The sequence below is a fragment of the Vibrio sp. S9_S30 genome, from assembly GCF_014694455.1.
Classification (GTDB): domain Bacteria; phylum Pseudomonadota; class Gammaproteobacteria; order Enterobacterales; family Vibrionaceae; genus Vibrio.
This window is the reverse complement of sequence record NZ_JAAUWT010000002.1, coordinates 268,034-286,060: the sequence shown is the minus strand read 5'-3', so window position 1 is coordinate 286,060 and position 18,027 is coordinate 268,034. Positions and strand designations below refer to the sequence as shown.

Sequence of the window (18,027 nt, the reverse complement as noted above, 5' to 3'; positions counted from 1 at the left end):
CGAGGACATCCCCGTGAGTGGTAACAACTCTTCTCTAAGTTATAAAGACGCTGGTGTAGATATTGATGCTGGTAATGCTCTGGTAGACCGAATTAAAGGTGTGGTAAAGCGCACCCGTCGCCCTGAAGTCATGGGCGGTATTGGTGGCTTTGGCGCACTATGCGAATTACCAACTAAATACAATGAACCACTGCTAGTGTCTGGAACAGACGGCGTAGGCACGAAACTTCGCCTAGCATTGGATATGAAAAAACACGACACCATTGGCATCGACTTGGTTGCTATGTGTGTGAACGATCTTATCGTTCAAGGTGCTGAACCTCTTTTCTTCCTTGATTACTACGCAACAGGCAAACTGGATGTTGATACCGCAGCAAATGTCGTCGCGGGTATCGGTGAAGGGTGTATTCAAGCAGGTTGTGCGCTCATCGGTGGTGAAACGGCTGAAATGCCGGGCATGTACGAAGGTGAAGACTACGACGTGGCTGGCTTCTGTGTCGGTGTGGTCGAAAAATCGGAAGTGATCGACGGTACCAAAGTCGCGGCTGGCGATGCGCTTATTGCGGTCGGTTCTAGCGGTCCTCACTCAAACGGTTACTCCCTGATTCGTAAGATTCTAGAAGTGGCTGAAGCCGATTTAAGCGAAGAGCTAAACGGGCGTACGATTGGCGAGCAACTGCTTGAACCAACGAAAATTTACATTAAATCCGCACTGAAGATGATTGCCGAGCACGACATTCACGCGATCTCGCACATTACGGGTGGTGGTTTCTGGGAAAACATCCCACGCGTTCTTCCTGAAGGAACCAAAGCCGTTATCGATGGCAATAGCTGGGAATGGCCAGCCATCTTCTCTTGGCTACAAGAGAAAGGTAACGTGGAAACGCATGAAATGTACCGTACCTTCAACTGTGGCGTTGGTTTGATTGTCGCGCTACCGAAAGAGCAAGCTTCAGCAGCCGTTGAACTGCTGAAGGCAGAAGGCGAGAATGCTTGGATCATCGGTGAAATCGCATCAGCAGAAGCTGGTGAAGAGCAAGTAGAGATCCGCTAAACCATGAAAAATATCGTTGTCTTAATTTCCGGAAATGGCAGTAACCTACAGGCTGTGATTGATGCCTGTGAAAATGGAAGCATTGAAGGAAAAGTCAGCGCCGTTTTTTCGAACAAAGCTGACGCTTATGGACTGGAGCGGGCAAAATGCAGCGGGATTGATGCCCGCGCAGTCAGCCACAAAGATTTTGAGTCGCGTGAAGCTTTCGATTTAGCGCTCATGGGCGAAATCGACCAATACCAACCCGACTTAATTATTCTTGCGGGCTACATGCGTATTCTGAGTGAAGAATTTGTTCGTCACTATATGGGTAAGATGATCAACATCCACCCATCTCTTTTGCCGAAGTATCCTGGTTTGCACACTCATCAGCGTGCGATTGATGCTGGCGATGAGGAACACGGCACAAGCGTTCACTTTGTAACGGAAGAGCTCGATGGTGGTCCGGTTATTTTGCAAGCGAAAGTCCCTGTGTTTGAAAATGACACGGCAGATGCTTTGGCAGAGCGCGTTCAAACTCAAGAACACCGAATTTATCCGCTGGTTGCACAGTGGTTTGTCACAAACAGGCTCACCATGCAAGACGGCAAAGCGGTTTTGGATGGGCATATCTTAGGCGAGAATGGCTACGCGGAAGAATAATCAGCGTACCTGTTCGATAAGAAAGTGTGTGATACCAGCCATGCTGGATATAAAAAAGGTGACCACTCGGTCACCTTTTTTTATTTTAACAATGCATCATTCTAGGGGTTCCGTCGGAGCTTGGCATTTGGGTTTCGCTTCGGCGTATGCGACGTGCTCAAGCTCAGCATGATTTCCATCTATGCTTTCACCAAAATGGAAAATATTGAATTCTCCCGGTTTCATACGATGCCATGCCTCATTGTCGGTTAAAGGCTGAGTCGCAATAACGGATACAATATCGTTTGGTGTGGTTTCTTTCTGAAAATCGATGGTCACATCTTCATCGATAAGGCTTGCTTTACCAAACGGTGCACGTCTTGTTATCCAATACAGATGATTGGTGCAATAGGTCATCACATACTCGCCGTCACTGAGTAACATGTTAAACACACCGAGTTTTCTCAGTTCATCGCAACACTCGGCAACAAACCTAAACATGCCAACCATATCCTGCGGTGGTTCAGGATAGCGTTCTTGCAATCGATTAAGTAACCAACAAAATGATAATTCACTGTCTGTTTGACCGACGGGTCGAATGAACCCGGTTTTTAATTTGTCGTATCCACTCAACTGACCATTGTGTGCAAAGGTCCAGTAACGCCCCCATAACTCTCGAGTAAAAGGGTGAGTATTTTCTAAATTCACCCCACCTCGATTGGCTTGACGAATATGACTAATGACGGCTTTACTTTTGATCGGATAATTCTGCACCAGCTCCGCAATTTTAGACTGGCAGCTCGGGTTTGGATCTTTAAACGTCCTAAACCCTTTTCCTTCATAAAACGTGATTCCCCACCCATCTCGGTGTGGTCCCGTGTTTCCGCCTCTTTGCATCAGCCCTGTAAAACTGAAGCAAATGTCCGTTGGCACATTGGCGCTCATTCCGAGCAATTCGCACATAAATACTGGTACTCCTTTATTCCATTTCTTTTTCGATTAGCTGAATCACGATATGGATAATTTTGATATGAATTTCTTGGATTCGATCTGCGTAACCAAAGTGAGGAACTCTGATTTCAATGTCTGCTAAACCCGCCATCTTTCCTCCATCTTTACCTGTTAAGGCGATGGTTTTCATTCCTTTGGCTTTCGCAGCATCTATAGCCTTCAAAATATTGCCCGAATTACCAGACGTCGAAAGACCAAATAACACATCACCTTTTGCACCAACGGCTTCTACATAGCGCGAAAACACCGACTCATAACCGAAATCGTTACTCACACAAGAAAGATGGCTTGGATCTGAAATCGCAATACCTGGGTAACCTGGCCGATTCTCACGGTATCTTCCCGTTAATTCTTCAGCAAAATGCATGGCATCACAATGCGAGCCCCCATTTCCACACGACAATACTTTGCCTCCTTGCTTGAAAGAGTCGGCGATCAATTTGGCTGCATTTTCTATCTGTTTGATGTTTGCGTCATCACTTAAAAATGCGCTCAGTACGTCGGCAGCTTCTTGCAGTTCACTTTTTATTAGGTCTTGGTACATGGTTTTCTCTGAATAGTTGTTTGCTTTCAGGCTTCCAATGTGGAGAGCCAACCTTTTTTATACCCAAACAATCTGAGCAATGGGCGTTCCGATTACCTTTGCCCTCAGGCGTGTAGCCCTAAATTTTACCCATTATTAAATTCGTGTCGATAGTCGAGAGCAGAATCCGCTCAATTGACGTGAGAAATTGTCAGTTGAAATCAAACGAGCGGCTCACACACCGGATCACGTTCAAACCTTGAACGAATAAGAGTTTTACAACCCAGTAACATTTAAGATACAATCAAAATTAACTGGTATGACCTCTTACCTGAGTGCAACGGGCAGCGGTCAATAAAAAGGACAATCATTATGGATATCTTGCTCTCTACAATTGCGTTGGTACTGGCCGTCGGGCTAGTACTCTACCATCGAACTTCACTCGCGGTTTCGTTACTGACCCTCGGTGCCACCCTTATTGGAACCACGGTGCTCGGATGGACGGGCGGAACAACTTGGATCGTATTCATTGTATTGAGTGCCATCGTTACGATTCCAGCAGTAAGACAGTCTCTGTTCAGCGCCAAAGCCCTTAAGTTCTTCAAAAAAGTGCTTCCGACCATGTCTCAAACCGAGAAAGAAGCCTTGGATGCGGGTACCGTTTGGTGGGAAGCCGAGCTGTTTAAAGGCAAACCGGATTGGCGCCAACTTCAATCCATCGAAAAACCTGTGCTAACAAAAGAAGAACAAGCATTCTTAGATGGGCCGGTGAATGAAGTGTGTGCGATGACCAACGATCATCAGGTTACCCATGAGCTGGCGGATCTCCCCCAAGAAGTATGGCAATACCTCAAAGAGCACAAATTCTTCGCCATGATCATTAAAAAGCAATATGGCGGATTAGAATTTTCAGCCTATGCCCAATCTTTGGTGCTGCAAAAACTCACCGGTGTCTCGGGTGTACTTTCCTCCACTGTCGGTGTGCCCAACTCTTTAGGGCCCGGTGAGTTGCTTCAGCACTATGGAACCGAAGAACAAAAAAATCACTACCTACCTAGGTTAGCCTTGGGTAAAGAGATCCCTTGTTTTGCTTTGACTAGCCCAGAAGCAGGTTCGGATGCAGGATCCATCCCTGATTATGGTGTGGTTTGCAAAGGAGAGTGGGAAGGAAAAGAGGTGCTGGGCATGCGCCTAACGTGGAACAAACGCTATATTACCTTAGCACCTGTTGCGACCGTTTTGGGCTTAGCATTCAAGTTACAGGACCCTGATGGGCTATTAGGCGAAGAGCCAGATCTTGGTATAACGTGCGCTTTGATCCCTACAGATATTGATGGCGTAGAAATCGGTCGCAGGCATTTTCCATTGAATGTTCCTTTCCAAAACGGTCCAACCAAAGGCAATGATGTGTTTGTGCCGCTCGATTTCATTATCGGAGGACCTAAAATGGCGGGGCAAGGCTGGCGTATGCTGGTTGAGTGCTTAAGTGTTGGACGCGGTATCACTTTGCCTTCCAATTCAACAGGCGGCATCAAAACCGCAGCCTTGGCGACAGGGGCCTACGCTCGAATTCGCCGCCAATTTAAGCAACCTATTGGTCACATGGAAGGGATCGAAGAGCCTTTAGCTCGCCTTGCTGGTAATGCTTACGTTATGGATGCGGCAAGTAGCTTAACGGTAGCCGGTATCGATATAGGTCAAAAGCCATCCGTTATATCAGCAATTGTTAAGTACCACTGTACCCACCGCGGTCAAAAAAGCATTATCGACGCCATGGATATTGTCGGTGGCAAAGGCATCTGCTTAGGTCCGTCGAATTTTTTAGCTCGCGGATATCAAGGTTCGCCTATCGCTGTGACGGTGGAAGGTGCAAACATTTTGACACGTTCGATGATCATTTACGGTCAGGGGGCAATTCGTTGTCATCCTTATGTATTAAAAGAAATGAGTGCTGCTCATTCAGATCAGCCAGACGCATTAGCTAAGTTTGATAAAGCGATCATGGGACACATTCATTTTACTATGAGCAATTTTGTTCGCAGCTTTTGGTTGGGTTTAACCGATGGCAGGGGCTCGGATAGCCCAACCAGTGATGTTACGCGTCGCTATTATCAGCAACTTAACCGCTACAGTGCAAACATGGCATTGTTATCCGATATTTCCATGGCGGTTCTAGGCGGGTCATTAAAACGAAAAGAACGCCTAAGCGCACGGTTAGGCGATATTCTAAGCCAACTGTATTTAGCAAGCGCGACCTTAAAGCGCTTTGAAAACGATGGAAAGAAAATGGAAGATTTACCATTGCTGGAATGGGGAATGCGAGACTGCTTACTTCAAGCAGAAACGGCAATTGATGAGTTTCTAGCAAACTTCCCAAGTCCTTGGATAGGAGGGATAATTCGAGTCATCATCCTGCCATTTGGCCGAATCCGAAAAGCGCCTTCCGACAGTTTGGATCATAAAGTGGCAGCGATTCTTCAAACACCGAGTGAAACGCGTTCTAGAATCGGGCGCAATCAATATTTATTGCCCACAAAAAATAACCCTGCTGGTAAATTAGAGTATGCGTTGGAAATAATTTTGAAATCAGAACCTTTATTTAATAAAGTTTGTGGAGCTATTGGGAAGAGGAAACCATTTACGCAACTGGATAAAATAGCCAATATCGGTATTGAAAATAATATTCTTTCTCACGAAGAAGCTAACTTATTAATACTGGCAGAGCAGCTAAGGCTAGAAACCATTAACGTAGATGATTTTGACTTCAATGCACTTGCTGCTACCCCACAAATGTCGTCCAAAATAGGCGAGATTGCTTAGTTCAGTACCCCATCCTATTTAAGTAAGTATTAGGGGGAATAAAATCGACCTAATACTTACCCAATACCCTTCTAATCAATTACTTAGCTCCCTTCAAAAAATCTCAAACTTAAGATAACCGCCTCTGTCTCAAAAATAGTACAGACAAGGAATGGAGATCTTCCTCCAAATAATGAACAATACGCTTGACGAATCGAAAGTCTCATCACAGTGCGAATTCTAAACCATTCGATTTGGTCACCAATGTACTGAGATGAATAAAAGTACTGAGATGAATAATTAAAGTACTTAGATGAATAAAAAGTAGTTTATAGGGAATTATATTCACTATCTTCTTCGTTAAAGGAAAGCGAGTTGTAGATTTTAGTGTTTCTTAATTTCATCAAGAATAAATATCTAAATAAGTAAAACCTTAATTTAAATCTAATTAAAAACGTACGTTGTTTATTTATTTCATTAGCTCTCAGAGGGAAGAGAATAATGCTAAGAACTCCATTAATGCTGTCCACCGTAATATTAGGTGTGAGCATCCAGACACCCGTAAACGCAACAACAAACGCAACGACAAGCGCAACTGAAGCGGCGAAAGCGTGTATTGTTAGCCGTGAAACCGGAGCAAAATACTGTTTAGAAGCTGGTCAACGCTCTGGCTACTCTTTGCCATCTTACATCCGTGGTCATGATGTTGATGTCATTGCACCTGAAGGTTTAGGTGTAATGCTCAGCGACTGGGATAACCTTTCCTACAACCGATTAGCGGTATTTGAACGCCATACTCACAACGAAGCGATGGAAAACGTTTTAGCTCGTAATGGGCAGTACCTCGACTTTTCTAACCCTCGCTCAATGCGAGTAATCAGTACTGAAAGACCAGACGAAGCATGTATCGTTAGTCGTCAAACTGGCGCAGAATATTGCTTGAAGGCCGGCCAACGCTCTGGCTACTCTCTGCCTTACTACATTCGTGGACATGAAGTGGATGTCATTGCACCCGAAGGCTTAGCCGTCATGCTGAGTGACTGGGACAACTTGTCTTACAACCGTTTAGCGGTATTCACTAAAGATACGAATAACGAAGATTTAGAGAATGTTCTTGCGTATAACCGTCAAATCCTTGACTTCTCGCGCCCTCGTTCAATGCGTGTGTTGTCTCATGCTACCGTCCCAACGAATAAGCAATTGATTCAAGATTTTGACGATTTTGCTGATCAATATGACAAAGTCTCTTGGGGACTGGTTGAATTTGATAATAATGGTCAGCCTGTTACTGAAGATGACAAAAGCACTTTTGTAGAAGGTCGTGAAATTTTATTCCAAGTAAAATGGACAGAACGCACTCTGCGCAGCCTACTGAGCAATGCAAGCTTCGAAACGCTAAAAGCCAGTATTGGTGTTGACAGAATTCGCGAGCTTGTTGATGAGTACTGCCCTGCCAGACTTGAAGTGGGTACACACGCCACATATCGCCATGTTACTGCCGGAAATACGTCCGAACTTGACTCAGCCAACTACCACTGTCCGCGTGGCACCTCGATTTATGTTGACGGAACAAGATATCCGTTATACTTCGCTCGTAGCCAGGCTTCAACCGTTATCATTGAAAGCTTCTTGCCTACCATTCCTGGTGCAACCTACGAGTTGAATGTGGTTTACCAAAAGCGCAATTACAGCCCTAGAGTAAATCCTGATCAAGCATTCCGTGAGCTCGTTGCAAAAATAGCTGGTAATATCCAAAGTGTGTCTGTATCTGGTCTTGCTGACATTGAACATGATAGCCACACATCGTACCTACCAGTTATACCAATGGTTAATGGTTTAGATGGTGCCTATACACTGACTCAAGTGTTTAACCATTCTGATACCGGTATTGGGCAAGATGGCAGTGCTGTGGGTTACACCTTCACCTTGCCATCGGATTCTTTTTCAATATCGGTTCAAGACGACGATAATCTACTTGAGGACAATAACGGCTCCAATAATGTTGAAGGCTCACAGTCTTTGGATAGAACTGAACAAGGTTTAGCCGTTGAATTTGGGGCGTTCAATAAAGGGGCATACGTTCACTCTCGTGGATACCAAAACGTCGTTAACCTAACAACAGGTCAACAAGGTCGTGTCTACCAGATTCGCATCGCAAACAACTATGACCCTGCAACAGGACGAGTAGCTTGGGGAACAACTCACTGGGCATTCACCAATGATATGATCGTCAAAAAAGGGGATACCATTGAGCTTACTGGTTCATTTACCGCTGGCGGAAATGTAACTTTCGATAAGCTTTACGCTTCAAGCGAAGCTATTGGTGACGGATTCAAGTCTGCCAAGATCACATTCAAAGCCGACCGCTTCTTCACACCTATTAGCCTAGAAGATACAGGTCACCCAGACTCTTGGGGTATCTTGGTAACAAAAGTCGAGTCTAATGAAATTCAGGCAAACCCTTATGAAATGGCATGCCAAATGTTCTACCCGAATGATCCTGAACGTCAGAAAGCGTGTTTGACGTCTACGGGTGAACCTACTGTTCCGGTTGATTCATGTAATTTAAGTATTGATGAAAACTTAGGAAACTTTGTGGTCAACAAGCAGGGTTACCGTGCACAAAATGAACCGTTCCGTTACGTTCCGCAAAATATCTTCGACAGCAGAAATTACTATTCTGTGGGTAAAGGCGGTATCGCAACACTGAACCTTGCATCCAATGGTGTTTCCTCTGGTTGTGATATTCAGGGCAAGACGTTATCTCTTGATGAGTTCACAGGGAATAACTGGAACTATCAACGCTTCGCAGAGCAAGGTTTGACGAAAGTCCTTCTTGCATGTGAGCAGGGCAACGAAACTGTGCTTAACTGGGAAACATTGGAAACAGCGTACCCTGATAACTTATTGATCACTAACCATAAGATCAGTAAAACATTTAACGATGACAAGTATGCTGGCTGTAAACTTCGTGCTATCCGTTTTGTAGACAGAACGCATAAGATCCCATCTTACCAACAAGGTTACAGTGCTATCAGCGATGGCTTCGATATCCGTAACCTAAAACTGGACTAAATAAAACAGTTCAATGAGAAACGGGCTCAATCGAGCCCGTTTTTTTTATTCTAATCTCTCACTAACCTTTAGGTGGCATGGAAAGCTGCATCTCTGGCACTTGCTCTTTCTTCATCCTAATTTTTCGGACGACGAACCAAACAACAATCCCTAAGATAATGGCAATGAGGTTTCCAATCATAATGATCATCATACCTTTAAATCGCTCATCTTCTCTCTCTTGCGCACGAATGGCTTGTTCTTCTAACATACGCTTCTCTTCTTGAGCTTGCTTAAATGCTTGCACAGACGCTTCTACATCCACTTTTTCGACCACACTGAAAGACTGTTCCGCAAAGTAGAAAGTTAACTCTCTACCGGTGGCGGCTTCTGTCGTATAAGCCATGCCTGACCAAGTATGTTTACCTGGCATCGCTGCATTAGGTAAGCCAAAGTACACTTTCAAGCCATCCTCTTCCGCTTGACCTTGCGTAATCATTTCTTTGCCTTCTGGCGTGGTTTGATTAATGCTAACAGCAATAGAGCCTGGTTTAATGGTCCCCTCTTCTCCCTTTATCGTAATGGAATGGCTCATTGATTCGCTTCGCGCTTGCACAAATTCAGCGGACAATGGGGTCGGGTACACCAAAATAGTCTGTTCAATAGAGCGAAGGAAGATGCCATTCCCAGACGTAATACGCGCTCGATATTTTCCTGGCTCAATCTGAATAGGCAGCTCTACTGTAAAAACACCATCCCCGGGATATTCATCCAGCCTTTGCCCATCATCCTCGAACTCCCCCATCACTTGAGGGGTAGGTCGGGCGTCCGAGCTGAGTGATTCTTCATTGGCAACATACTTGGTAAAGGTCACTTTAAGGTTTACCCTGTCCAAAAAATCCCTTAGTACCAATGGCTTATTATTGTATTTGAGTTGAGCCGTAAATTTTATGCTTTCGCCCATGTAAAGGCGCTGAGGGAAACGATCCACATCAAGCTTGAGATTTGAAAGAATTTTGATGTTATTGCTAGGGTGCACTTGACCGACAGCTTGCCATGGTCCGGGCATTGGGTTATCAATTGAAATGATGTCCATTCCTGACTCTTCATACCAACGCACATTTTCAGGATGGTTCCAAGCGTAGTACTTCTGACCGTCCGGTCTTACAAGCACCACTGACTGGCTATTTAGCTTGCGATAAACGATAAAAGAGACTTGCGAAATAGACGGATCGACCCTAAAACGGTTATCTAAGAGTCGAATTGAAGATTCTGATTCTTCGCTGCTTACACCAGCTGTAAACACCAACAACAAGGGAACCAAAATCCGCCACATACACTCTCCTATTGACGCCAGAGGCAAGCGCCAGTTTTTTCTACAATATCAAGACGCGCACCGTGCGCTTCTACTTCATCGGCTGATGCGCGAATAACTTTAAGTGACTTTCTGCCCGTTGCCACACGCTTAATCGCTTCACCAGTGCCATCGCTGTTCTGGTCTCCACTATTAAACTTAAGCGTCGTTTGACCACCAGTCATTAACAGATAGACATCTGCTAGGATTTCGGCATCAAGTAATGCGCCGTGGAGCGTACGATGAGAGTTATCGATACCGTATCGCTCACAGAGCACATCAAGGTTATTCCGTTTACCCGGGAAGATCTTCTTCGCCATGGCAAGGGTATCGGTGACTTTACAGTATTGTTCCGTTTTTCCGATAGATGGGTCGAGCATCTTGAATTCATGATCCATGAAGCCAACATCGAAGGGGGCATTATGGGCCACCAGCTCGGCGCCATTAATAAATTCTAGAAATTCTTTATGGACGTCTCGATATTCCGGTTTATCAACCAAAAACTCATCCGTAATACCATGAACCAATATAGCATCCGGCTGGATTAACATGTCTGGTTTCAAGTAAACATGAAAATGTCGACCAGTGAGCTTACGATTCATGATCTCTACCGCACCGATTTCAATGATGCGATGCCCCATGTAATGAGGTCCGGTTTCTCGGTTCATACCGGTTGTTTCGGTATCGAGCACCACGATTCTCTGGTGCGCAGAATTGTTGCTGGTATTCATAAGGATATATGTCAGACTATGTTCAATAAATTCATTTCGCAATAATAACTAATAGTATCAAATCATGGCGAAACAAGTTGAAGTTTTCACGGATGGCTCGTGCTTAGGCAATCCAGGTCCTGGTGGTTACGGCATTGTGCTCAGATACAAACAAACGGAAAAAAATCTTTCTAAAGGCTACCGCCTCACCACAAATAACCGCATGGAAATGATGGCAGCGGTGGTTGCATTGAAGTCACTAAAAGAACCCTGTCGCGTTATTTTGACGACAGACAGCCAATATGTCAGACAAGGTATCACACAGTGGATCCACAACTGGAAAAAGAGAGGTTGGAAAACGGCCGACAAAAAACCGGTGAAAAACGCCGATTTGTGGCAAGAACTCGATAAAGAAACCGCTCGTCATGATGTCGATTGGCGCTGGGTGAAAGGTCACGCAGGTCATAGAGAAAATGAAATATGCGACGAATTGGCTCGCACTGCCGCAGAAGCACCAACGGAAGAAGATACGGGTTACCAACCTAGCTAAACCTTGGCTAATTAATACCCAAGAACCTATCTCAAGAATCCGGTTATATCGATTTAACCGACCTCGAGAGACCAAGCTTCAACATGAGGTGAATTCATCGCTCAAGAAGACTTGGTCTCCCGAGAAGACACGCCATAATTTACTCCTATTGGCGATAAATTACGCTTGAATCGCCAATGAGGTCTGATGGGTTTAAGTGGGTAAGTGCGTTTTCGAGCGACAATAAAATACAGGCTCCCAAATGGGTTCACCAAATTGCCCAAGGCGTTCTCTGTCCAAGTCCATAAAGGTTGATAACGCTCAAACGGCAATAGTGCGTAACTGTCCAAATGAACTACCTGATAGTTCAATAGCCCTAGCCAGTCTCGGATTCGATTTGGAGTGAACATTCTTCCGCTCCATGGCAGGTTGTTCTTTCTCCACGGCATCAAACTCGATAACCCTGTGGCACTGATAGGATTAAACCCTGTTAAGAGCAGATACCCGTCATCAATCATGACTCTGTCTATTTCACGCAGCAGCCGGTGAGGATCATTGCAGTAATCCAGTTGATGCGCCATTAATACCGCGTCAAAACTCTTCTCGATAAAAGGCAAGTCATACGCATCAGCGATAACGTTATGAAGCGGGTTTTCAATATCCAGTAAAACTTGGTGTTGTATGTTGCAGTTAGAGCTACTTAACTCACAGCTTAGCCCACCGAGCTTCAACATATGGTAACCAAACAGCTTTGGACACCATTCATCTAACCTCATTTGGATCGTTTCTGACACCCACTGACCATTTTTGAGCTGTTCCCAAGAATGTGGCTGTTCTAATTTGCGTGATGTGCGAGCTGGCTTCATAATAATCCGTATAAATATCTGGGGACTGGAGTTCCAAATATGTTAACCATCAAAAGCATACCTGCATTTAGCGACAATTACATCTGGCTCATCCAAAATAACGATCAGCGTTGTGCGGTTGTCGACCCAGGTGATGCATCTCCCGTATTGGAGCATTTACATGCTCATGGGCTTGAACTAGAAGCGATTCTCATTACGCACCACCACGGCGATCACATTGGGGGAGTGTCAGACCTCATAAGAGCGTTTCCAAACTGCAAGGTCGTCGGACCCGCACATGAACCCATCCCTACCCTAACAACACCAGTTGAAGAGGGGGATCAAATCGATCTATTTGGGGAAGCGTTTCTCGTTTTAAGCTTACCTGGTCACACTTTAGGGCATATTGGCTACGTCGGCGATGGTAAATTGTTCTGTGGTGACGTTTTGTTCGCGGCGGGATGTGGTCGAGTCTTTGAAGGCACCTTTGCTCAAATGTTTGAATCACTTAATAAACTGTCTGATCTGGCTCAAGAAACCGAAGTGTACTGTGCCCATGAATATACTTCTGCCAACGTTTCTTTTGCACTCGCCATCGAACCTGATAGCCCTGAACTCCATATCTATCGCGATGAAGTCAATCGCCTAAGAGCGCAAAACTTGCCAACTGTCCCTACCACAATAAGCCAAGAAAAGCGTACAAATCCGTTTCTTCGCTATCACGAAGAAAGTGTGATCAAGGCAGTGTCTCATCGCACTCAAGATGCGTCACCGCTTGCAGTTTTTTCGGCACTTCGTGAGTGGAAGAACGAATTTTAACGATTTGATGCTTGTCACCTAGATAGAGAGGCAAGTATTATCAGCAGCCAATTAATAAAAAGGCTGCATCAATGAGAGTACAGTACAGTTGGGTGTTGGCGTTATTTTTGACGGGCTGTCAGCTAACGTCGTCTGAAACACCCAATCAAACGCCATCGGAAAGTAACCCAAAAAAGGCGAAGGTTACCTCTACCTCTACACCGTCGGTAAACAAACCATCAAGCACCATCACAGTACAAGAAACTCCGGCAGTCACTCCTCAAAATCAGCTGGATGTTTGGCAAAGAATCGCCATGCAGCTTAAAATGCCAATACCCGATCATAAGACCATAGACTACTACCGAACATGGTATCTGAAGCACCCTAGGCATTTGCAAACTGTCGCCAAAAGAGCAGAGCCATTTTTATTCCTCATAACAGAAAAAATCGAAGAACGCGGCTTGCCTTTGGAGCTCGCTCTCTTACCTGTAGTAGAAAGCTCATTCGACCCATTCGCCTACTCTCATGGCAGCGCAGCAGGTCTATGGCAGTTTGTTCCTAATACAGGAAAAATGTACGGGCTAGAACAAAACTATTGGTACGATGGCAGACGTGACGTTATCGCTGCTACCGATGCTGCGTTAGACTACTTAGAAAACTTGAATCGACGCTTTGAAGGTAACTGGAACCATGCCATTGCCGCATACAACAGTGGCGGCGGCAGGGTATCGAGAGCCATTCGGCAAAACAAAAAAGCCAACAAACCTATCGACTTCTTTTCGTTATCTCTGCCTAAGGAAACCAGTAGTTACGTCCCTAAACTGCTCGCCCTAGCAGACATCGTCGCGAACCAAGAAAAATACGGTATCAATATTCCAGCTATTGCTAATCAGCCAGTCTTGGCTCAGGTAGACCCTAAAGAACAGTTGGATCTTGCTATTGCAGCCAAATACGCTGGATTGACGGTCGAAGAGCTTCAAAGCTATAACCCAGCTTACAATCAGTGGGCTACGGCTCCATCAGGACCATACCATTTATTGATTCCTATAGAAAAAGTGGGGCAGTTCAACCAACAAATAGCGCAAAATCGCGGTCAAGGTATGAAGTTGGTTCGCCACCAAGTGAAGGCAGGTGACACGTTAAGCGTGCTTGCCAAAAAGTACAGTACGACGACAAAAGTGATTCAAACGGCGAACGAGCTCTCAAGTAGCAGCATTTGGGTTGGTCAAAACCTGATGATTCCTACGTCGACAAAAGACGACACCATTTACACACTTAGTGCTGACAACCGATTAGCAAAAACGCAATCTAAAGCTCGTGGAAAATACAAATTCACCCATACAGTCGTGTCAGGCGATAATCTCTGGTCGATAGCCAAAAAGCACAAAGTTTCCCATCAATCCCTCGCAAAATGGAATGGTATGGGACCGCGTGATACGTTACGTATTGGTCAAAATCTGGTGGTTTGGAAAAACGCCAATGACGGCGCAATCATCCGCCCAGTTTTCTATAAGGTACGCTCTGGTGACACCATCAGTGGTATTGCTTCTAAGTTCAAAGTAAAGATGGGCGATATCATGAAATGGAATGATTTAAATAAATCCAAATACTTGCAACCGGGTCAAAAGTTAAAGTTGTATGTTGACGTAACGAAGGTAAGTGTATGACACCCTCTAAAAATTCATTGGTTATGTTGGTCGATATTTTCCGTTCACCAACGCAGTGCTTTGCTGCTCTTTACCAAAAAGGGATCTGGGGATGGCAACCTTTCATCGTTCTGCTGATTACGCCCTTCCTGTTTTGGGGAGCTTACTTTGATATCGTCGACTTTGAATGGTTGAAGTCAGAGCTCATCGCCACCATGACCATCCCGCAGGATCAGCACGTCTTACTAAACAGTAATACACTTTTAGCGGGTGAGGTGTTATTAGACATCACTGGCCGAGTATTTGCAGTCTTGCTGTTAGGTTTTTGGTTTACCTTGGCAACAAATCAGAGCCAGTACAAAATGGGGTATTGGAAGTGGGTTGCCGCAAGCTGTGTGATGCTTTTCCCTGCAGTTTTAGGGGATCTCGCAAGCTACGTCAGCCTTTTAGTCAATCACGGACACATAGTGAGTTACGCCGCAGACCTTAACAGTTTAAATGGTTTGATCAAGTTGTCGCCTGATCATAACTGGTATTTCTTTACCAGCACCTTTCCGTTATTGCTGCCTTGGTACATTGTGCTCGGGTATGCCGCTCTAGGCGCTTGGACCGAGTTCGATAGAGGACAGGCACTTGTTATAGCCATTCTTCCATGGCTATTGTTCTTTACCATGCTCATCGGCATTGCTGCCTTTAATTAACCTAAACGTAACCTGCATTGGGTTGTGATCTGAGGCGTCTGAAATAGGCGTCTCTGCTGTTTCGAGTACCAATCCTCGATAATACACATGATCTAACGGCCAACCTGTAATGAACTCAAACCGACTATCTGGTGAAAACTTCGCTTCAACCATTTCCAACGCGGTCATTCTTTCGTTCAATTTCAGTGTACGTTCTTCGCTCCAAGTGTTGAAATCGCCAGCAATGATCATGGGGCCTGCATGCGACTCCACCACCGCTTTTAAAGCGTCGATCTGCGCTTCAAACTCCGTTGTGCCTATTGTGAAATTAACCGCATGAATATTCACGACCGCAAGTGTTTGACCGTTAGACAAAGGATAAGTAGAGTACAAAGCTGATTTCGGCAATCTTAGCCAAGGCTCCATTTGAGTATAAGCACACGCTTTTAAGGGAAAATCAGGGGTCAGGGTCATCACACCAGCACTGCTATCGAAATACTTAAATGCACTCACGTGGCTACTTGCCCAACGATACTTCGACAACCACTTAAGAAGCCCTGTGTTCAGGTTAGCTTCTTGCAATAGTACTAAGTCCGTATTGGCTGAGAAGTTATTGAGCGCCTCAGACCAGCCTTCTCGACCCTGTTTGTATATGTTCCACACCAGTAGACGAATTCTCTCATCGGAATCAAGCGATGCCGCCGCCATATTGGTAGAGCAAGATGAGTCGGTACGTTGGTTTGTCGCATCAAGAGAAATCAGTACTGGTTTTTCCGGTATAGTGAACAAAACAACATAGATGCCCACGAGGCAAAAGCATCCCACGACCACACTGAGTAACCACTTTCTCATATCTTCTCCTAAAGCCCATAGCGACGGAATCGAGTCCCTAAAAAATTATTTGGACGATATACCTAGGAAAATCTTTGATATCACGCCTCACTGATCCCCGCAACAAAAATGGAGCCTAAGCTCCATTTCTTTAATTCTGGTTTTGTTTTTGGTTTAGATTGCGTCTTCGTCTTCTTCACCAGTACGAATACGTACAACGCGCTCAACATCCGTGATGAAAATTTTACCGTCACCGATTTTTCCAGTATGCGCAGTCTCAATGATGGTATCAACACACTGATCCGCGACATCTTCAGAAACCACTATCTCAAGCTTCACTTTAGGCAGAAAATCAACCATATACTCCGCGCCACGGTACAACTCGGTGTGGCCTTTTTGACGACCAAATCCCTTTACCTCTGACACCGTCATGCCTGTGATGCCAACTTCAGCAAGAGCTTCACGAACGTCATCCAATTTGAATGGCTTAATGATTGCTTCTATTTTTTTCATTGTCTTCCCTTCACGTATTCGTTTGCAGATCATTATACCCAAGTGAATTCAAGATGCTACGTTCTGCCGCCAGCGCTAATGGTCAGTTATTCAGAATGTGGTCCTAAGCCGCATCCATCTTCTGCATCAACCCCCAAGCAGCAAATAGGAATAAGCCTATGTTTGCAAGCATGAGAATAAAGTCTTGGAATAGTAATCCACTGCCATCAAATGACAGCACACCAGAAAACAAAGTTAGCGAAGGAATAAAAAAGAGAACCGGTAAGTAGCCCCAAGTTCTTTGACGCCAAAGCCCTGCAACGGCAAGCAATCCACTAATATAGGTTAATGCCATTATGGTCGCCGGAATAAGCTTGAGTACAGTTTGAGAAAGAGCTTGAGTTAGAATAGGTGAATGAAAAGCTAAATAACCAATAAGAATCAGCGCTACGATGCGTTCTGTCGAAATGCGCTTTTTCCCTGACGAATTCACGTTCATGGCAACACTCCTTGTTGTCCGTTATTGTCTTTTGATAGTAACCTTCACGTCCATATAGTTTGATACCATCTCATTTTAGTCTAGTTCGAAATGAGCTCGTTACAATAGAAAGAATGAATATAACGACTTTCCATTGCCTTAATTTATTTATACCTTGTCTTCTATTAATAAAAATAAAATACCCAGTATTGAAGTCAGTACTGGGTATAAGATCACACTATTGTGCTCAAATTTCATTTTAGGCTCGAATAGTAAGCAGCCAAATTATCAATATCCTCATCACTGAGTGCCATAGCTTGTGCCGACATAACCGCTGCCAAGCCGCCGGTGCGCTGATTCGCCTTGTACGCTTTAAGTGCACTGACTAAATATTTCTCATTTTGACCTTTCAAATTCGGATAACCATCAATCGCGGCAATACCACCCGCACCATGACAAGCAGCACACACTGCCGCTTTGGCTTTCCCAGCATTCGCATCGCCTGCAACACTGACTCCACTGAACACCATCATAAGGACCATTGCACATCCTATTGTTACATTTCTCATTGCTTCACCTATATTTATTAGGGTTATAGTTCC

The 18,027-nt window shown here is 44.8% G+C and carries 17 protein-coding genes; 8 read left to right on the top strand and 9 right to left on the bottom strand.

Going from position 1 to position 18,027, the window contains the following annotated elements; genetic code table 11:
- Positions 1-13 precede the first annotated feature (13 nt).
- The gene (purM, locus tag HC752_RS03520) at positions 14-1,054 is read left to right on the top strand and encodes a phosphoribosylformylglycinamidine cyclo-ligase (RefSeq protein ID WP_190333737.1); all 1,041 of its coding nucleotides are present in this window, start codon (positions 14-16) and stop codon (positions 1,052-1,054) included.
- Between the two features lie 3 nt (positions 1,055-1,057).
- Positions 1,058-1,696: a phosphoribosylglycinamide formyltransferase gene (gene purN / locus HC752_RS03515; RefSeq protein WP_190333736.1), complete on the top strand. Its 639-nt coding sequence runs from the start codon at positions 1,058-1,060 to the stop codon at positions 1,694-1,696.
- 96 nt (positions 1,697-1,792) lie between these two features.
- Here the strand turns inward: purN and HC752_RS03510 are convergent, their stop codons facing one another.
- Together HC752_RS03510 and lpcA are read right to left on the bottom strand one after the other, a co-directional pair.
- Positions 1,793-2,638: a class II glutamine amidotransferase gene (locus HC752_RS03510; RefSeq protein WP_190333735.1), complete on the bottom strand. Its 846-nt coding sequence runs from the start codon at positions 2,636-2,638 to the stop codon at positions 1,793-1,795.
- Between the two features lie 16 nt (positions 2,639-2,654).
- A complete protein-coding gene (gene lpcA, locus HC752_RS03505; RefSeq protein WP_190333734.1) occupies positions 2,655-3,230 on the bottom strand; it encodes a D-sedoheptulose 7-phosphate isomerase in 576 nt (191 codons plus the stop codon).
- Positions 3,231-3,581: 351 nt separating this feature from the next.
- Between lpcA and fadE the strand changes: the two genes are divergently transcribed.
- Together fadE and HC752_RS03495 are read left to right on the top strand one after the other, a co-directional pair.
- Positions 3,582-6,029 carry an acyl-CoA dehydrogenase FadE gene (gene fadE, locus HC752_RS03500; protein ID WP_190333733.1) on the top strand — a complete coding sequence of 816 codons (2,448 nt, stop codon included), beginning with the start codon at positions 3,582-3,584 and terminating at the stop codon, positions 6,027-6,029.
- Between the two features lie 480 nt (positions 6,030-6,509).
- Complete coding sequence (locus HC752_RS03495; RefSeq protein WP_190333732.1) at positions 6,510-9,083, top strand: hemolysin; 2,574 nt, start codon at positions 6,510-6,512, stop codon at positions 9,081-9,083.
- Positions 9,084-9,144: 61 nt separating this feature from the next.
- Here HC752_RS03495 and HC752_RS03490 read toward each other — a convergent pair whose 3' ends face one another.
- Both HC752_RS03490 and dnaQ read right to left on the bottom strand, forming a co-directional pair.
- Positions 9,145-10,398, bottom strand: coding sequence for a TIGR03503 family protein (locus HC752_RS03490; protein WP_190333731.1), 1,254 nt, complete (start codon positions 10,396-10,398; stop codon positions 9,145-9,147).
- 8 nt (positions 10,399-10,406) lie between these two features.
- Positions 10,407-11,147, bottom strand: coding sequence for a DNA polymerase III subunit epsilon (gene dnaQ / locus HC752_RS03485; RefSeq protein ID WP_190333730.1), 741 nt, complete (start codon positions 11,145-11,147; stop codon positions 10,407-10,409).
- A 64-nt stretch (positions 11,148-11,211) separates the two neighbouring features.
- Here dnaQ and rnhA point away from each other — a divergent pair, with 64 nt between their 5' ends.
- On the top strand, positions 11,212-11,676 hold the full coding sequence (gene rnhA, locus HC752_RS03480; protein ID WP_190333729.1) for a ribonuclease HI: 465 nt from the start codon (positions 11,212-11,214) through the stop codon (positions 11,674-11,676).
- A gap of 101 nt (positions 11,677-11,777) precedes the next feature.
- Here the strand turns inward: rnhA and HC752_RS03475 are convergent, their stop codons facing one another.
- On the bottom strand, positions 11,778-12,521 hold the full coding sequence (locus HC752_RS03475; protein WP_190333728.1) for a class I SAM-dependent methyltransferase: 744 nt from the start codon (positions 12,519-12,521) through the stop codon (positions 11,778-11,780).
- Positions 12,522-12,560: 39 nt separating this feature from the next.
- Between HC752_RS03475 and gloB the strand changes: the two genes are divergently transcribed.
- The 3 genes from gloB (at position 12,561) to HC752_RS03460 (ending at position 15,645) form a co-directional block, all read left to right on the top strand.
- Positions 12,561-13,319 (top strand): hydroxyacylglutathione hydrolase, encoded by a 759-nt coding sequence (gloB, locus tag HC752_RS03470; RefSeq protein WP_190333727.1) that lies wholly within the window; start codon positions 12,561-12,563, stop codon positions 13,317-13,319.
- Between the two features lie 71 nt (positions 13,320-13,390).
- Positions 13,391-14,965, top strand: a complete 1,575-nt coding sequence (locus HC752_RS03465) for a LysM peptidoglycan-binding domain-containing protein (protein WP_190333726.1) — start codon at positions 13,391-13,393, stop codon at positions 14,963-14,965.
- Entirely contained in the window at positions 14,962-15,645 is a 684-nt protein-coding gene (locus HC752_RS03460) for a YIP1 family protein (protein WP_190333725.1), read from the top strand. Before HC752_RS03465 ends, HC752_RS03460 begins: the two co-directional genes overlap by 4 nt.
- Here HC752_RS03460 and HC752_RS03455 read toward each other — a convergent pair.
- The 4 genes from HC752_RS03455 to HC752_RS03440 form a co-directional block, all read right to left on the bottom strand.
- Positions 15,601-16,476 (bottom strand): endonuclease/exonuclease/phosphatase family protein, encoded by an 876-nt coding sequence (locus HC752_RS03455; RefSeq protein ID WP_190333724.1) that lies wholly within the window; start codon positions 16,474-16,476, stop codon positions 15,601-15,603. The two genes, HC752_RS03460 and HC752_RS03455, sit on opposite strands and share 45 nt — an antisense overlap.
- A gap of 153 nt (positions 16,477-16,629) precedes the next feature.
- Positions 16,630-16,968 carry a nitrogen regulatory protein P-II gene (gene glnB, locus HC752_RS03450; protein WP_190333723.1) on the bottom strand — a complete coding sequence of 113 codons (339 nt, stop codon included), beginning with the start codon at positions 16,966-16,968 and terminating at the stop codon, positions 16,630-16,632.
- A 103-nt stretch (positions 16,969-17,071) separates the two neighbouring features.
- Positions 17,072-17,446 carry a hypothetical protein gene (locus HC752_RS03445; protein ID WP_190333722.1) on the bottom strand — a complete coding sequence of 125 codons (375 nt, stop codon included), beginning with the start codon at positions 17,444-17,446 and terminating at the stop codon, positions 17,072-17,074.
- A 233-nt stretch (positions 17,447-17,679) separates the two neighbouring features.
- The gene (locus HC752_RS03440) at positions 17,680-17,994 is read right to left on the bottom strand and encodes a c-type cytochrome (RefSeq protein ID WP_194717271.1); all 315 of its coding nucleotides are present in this window, start codon (positions 17,992-17,994) and stop codon (positions 17,680-17,682) included.
- Positions 17,995-18,027: the final 33 nt, after the last annotated feature.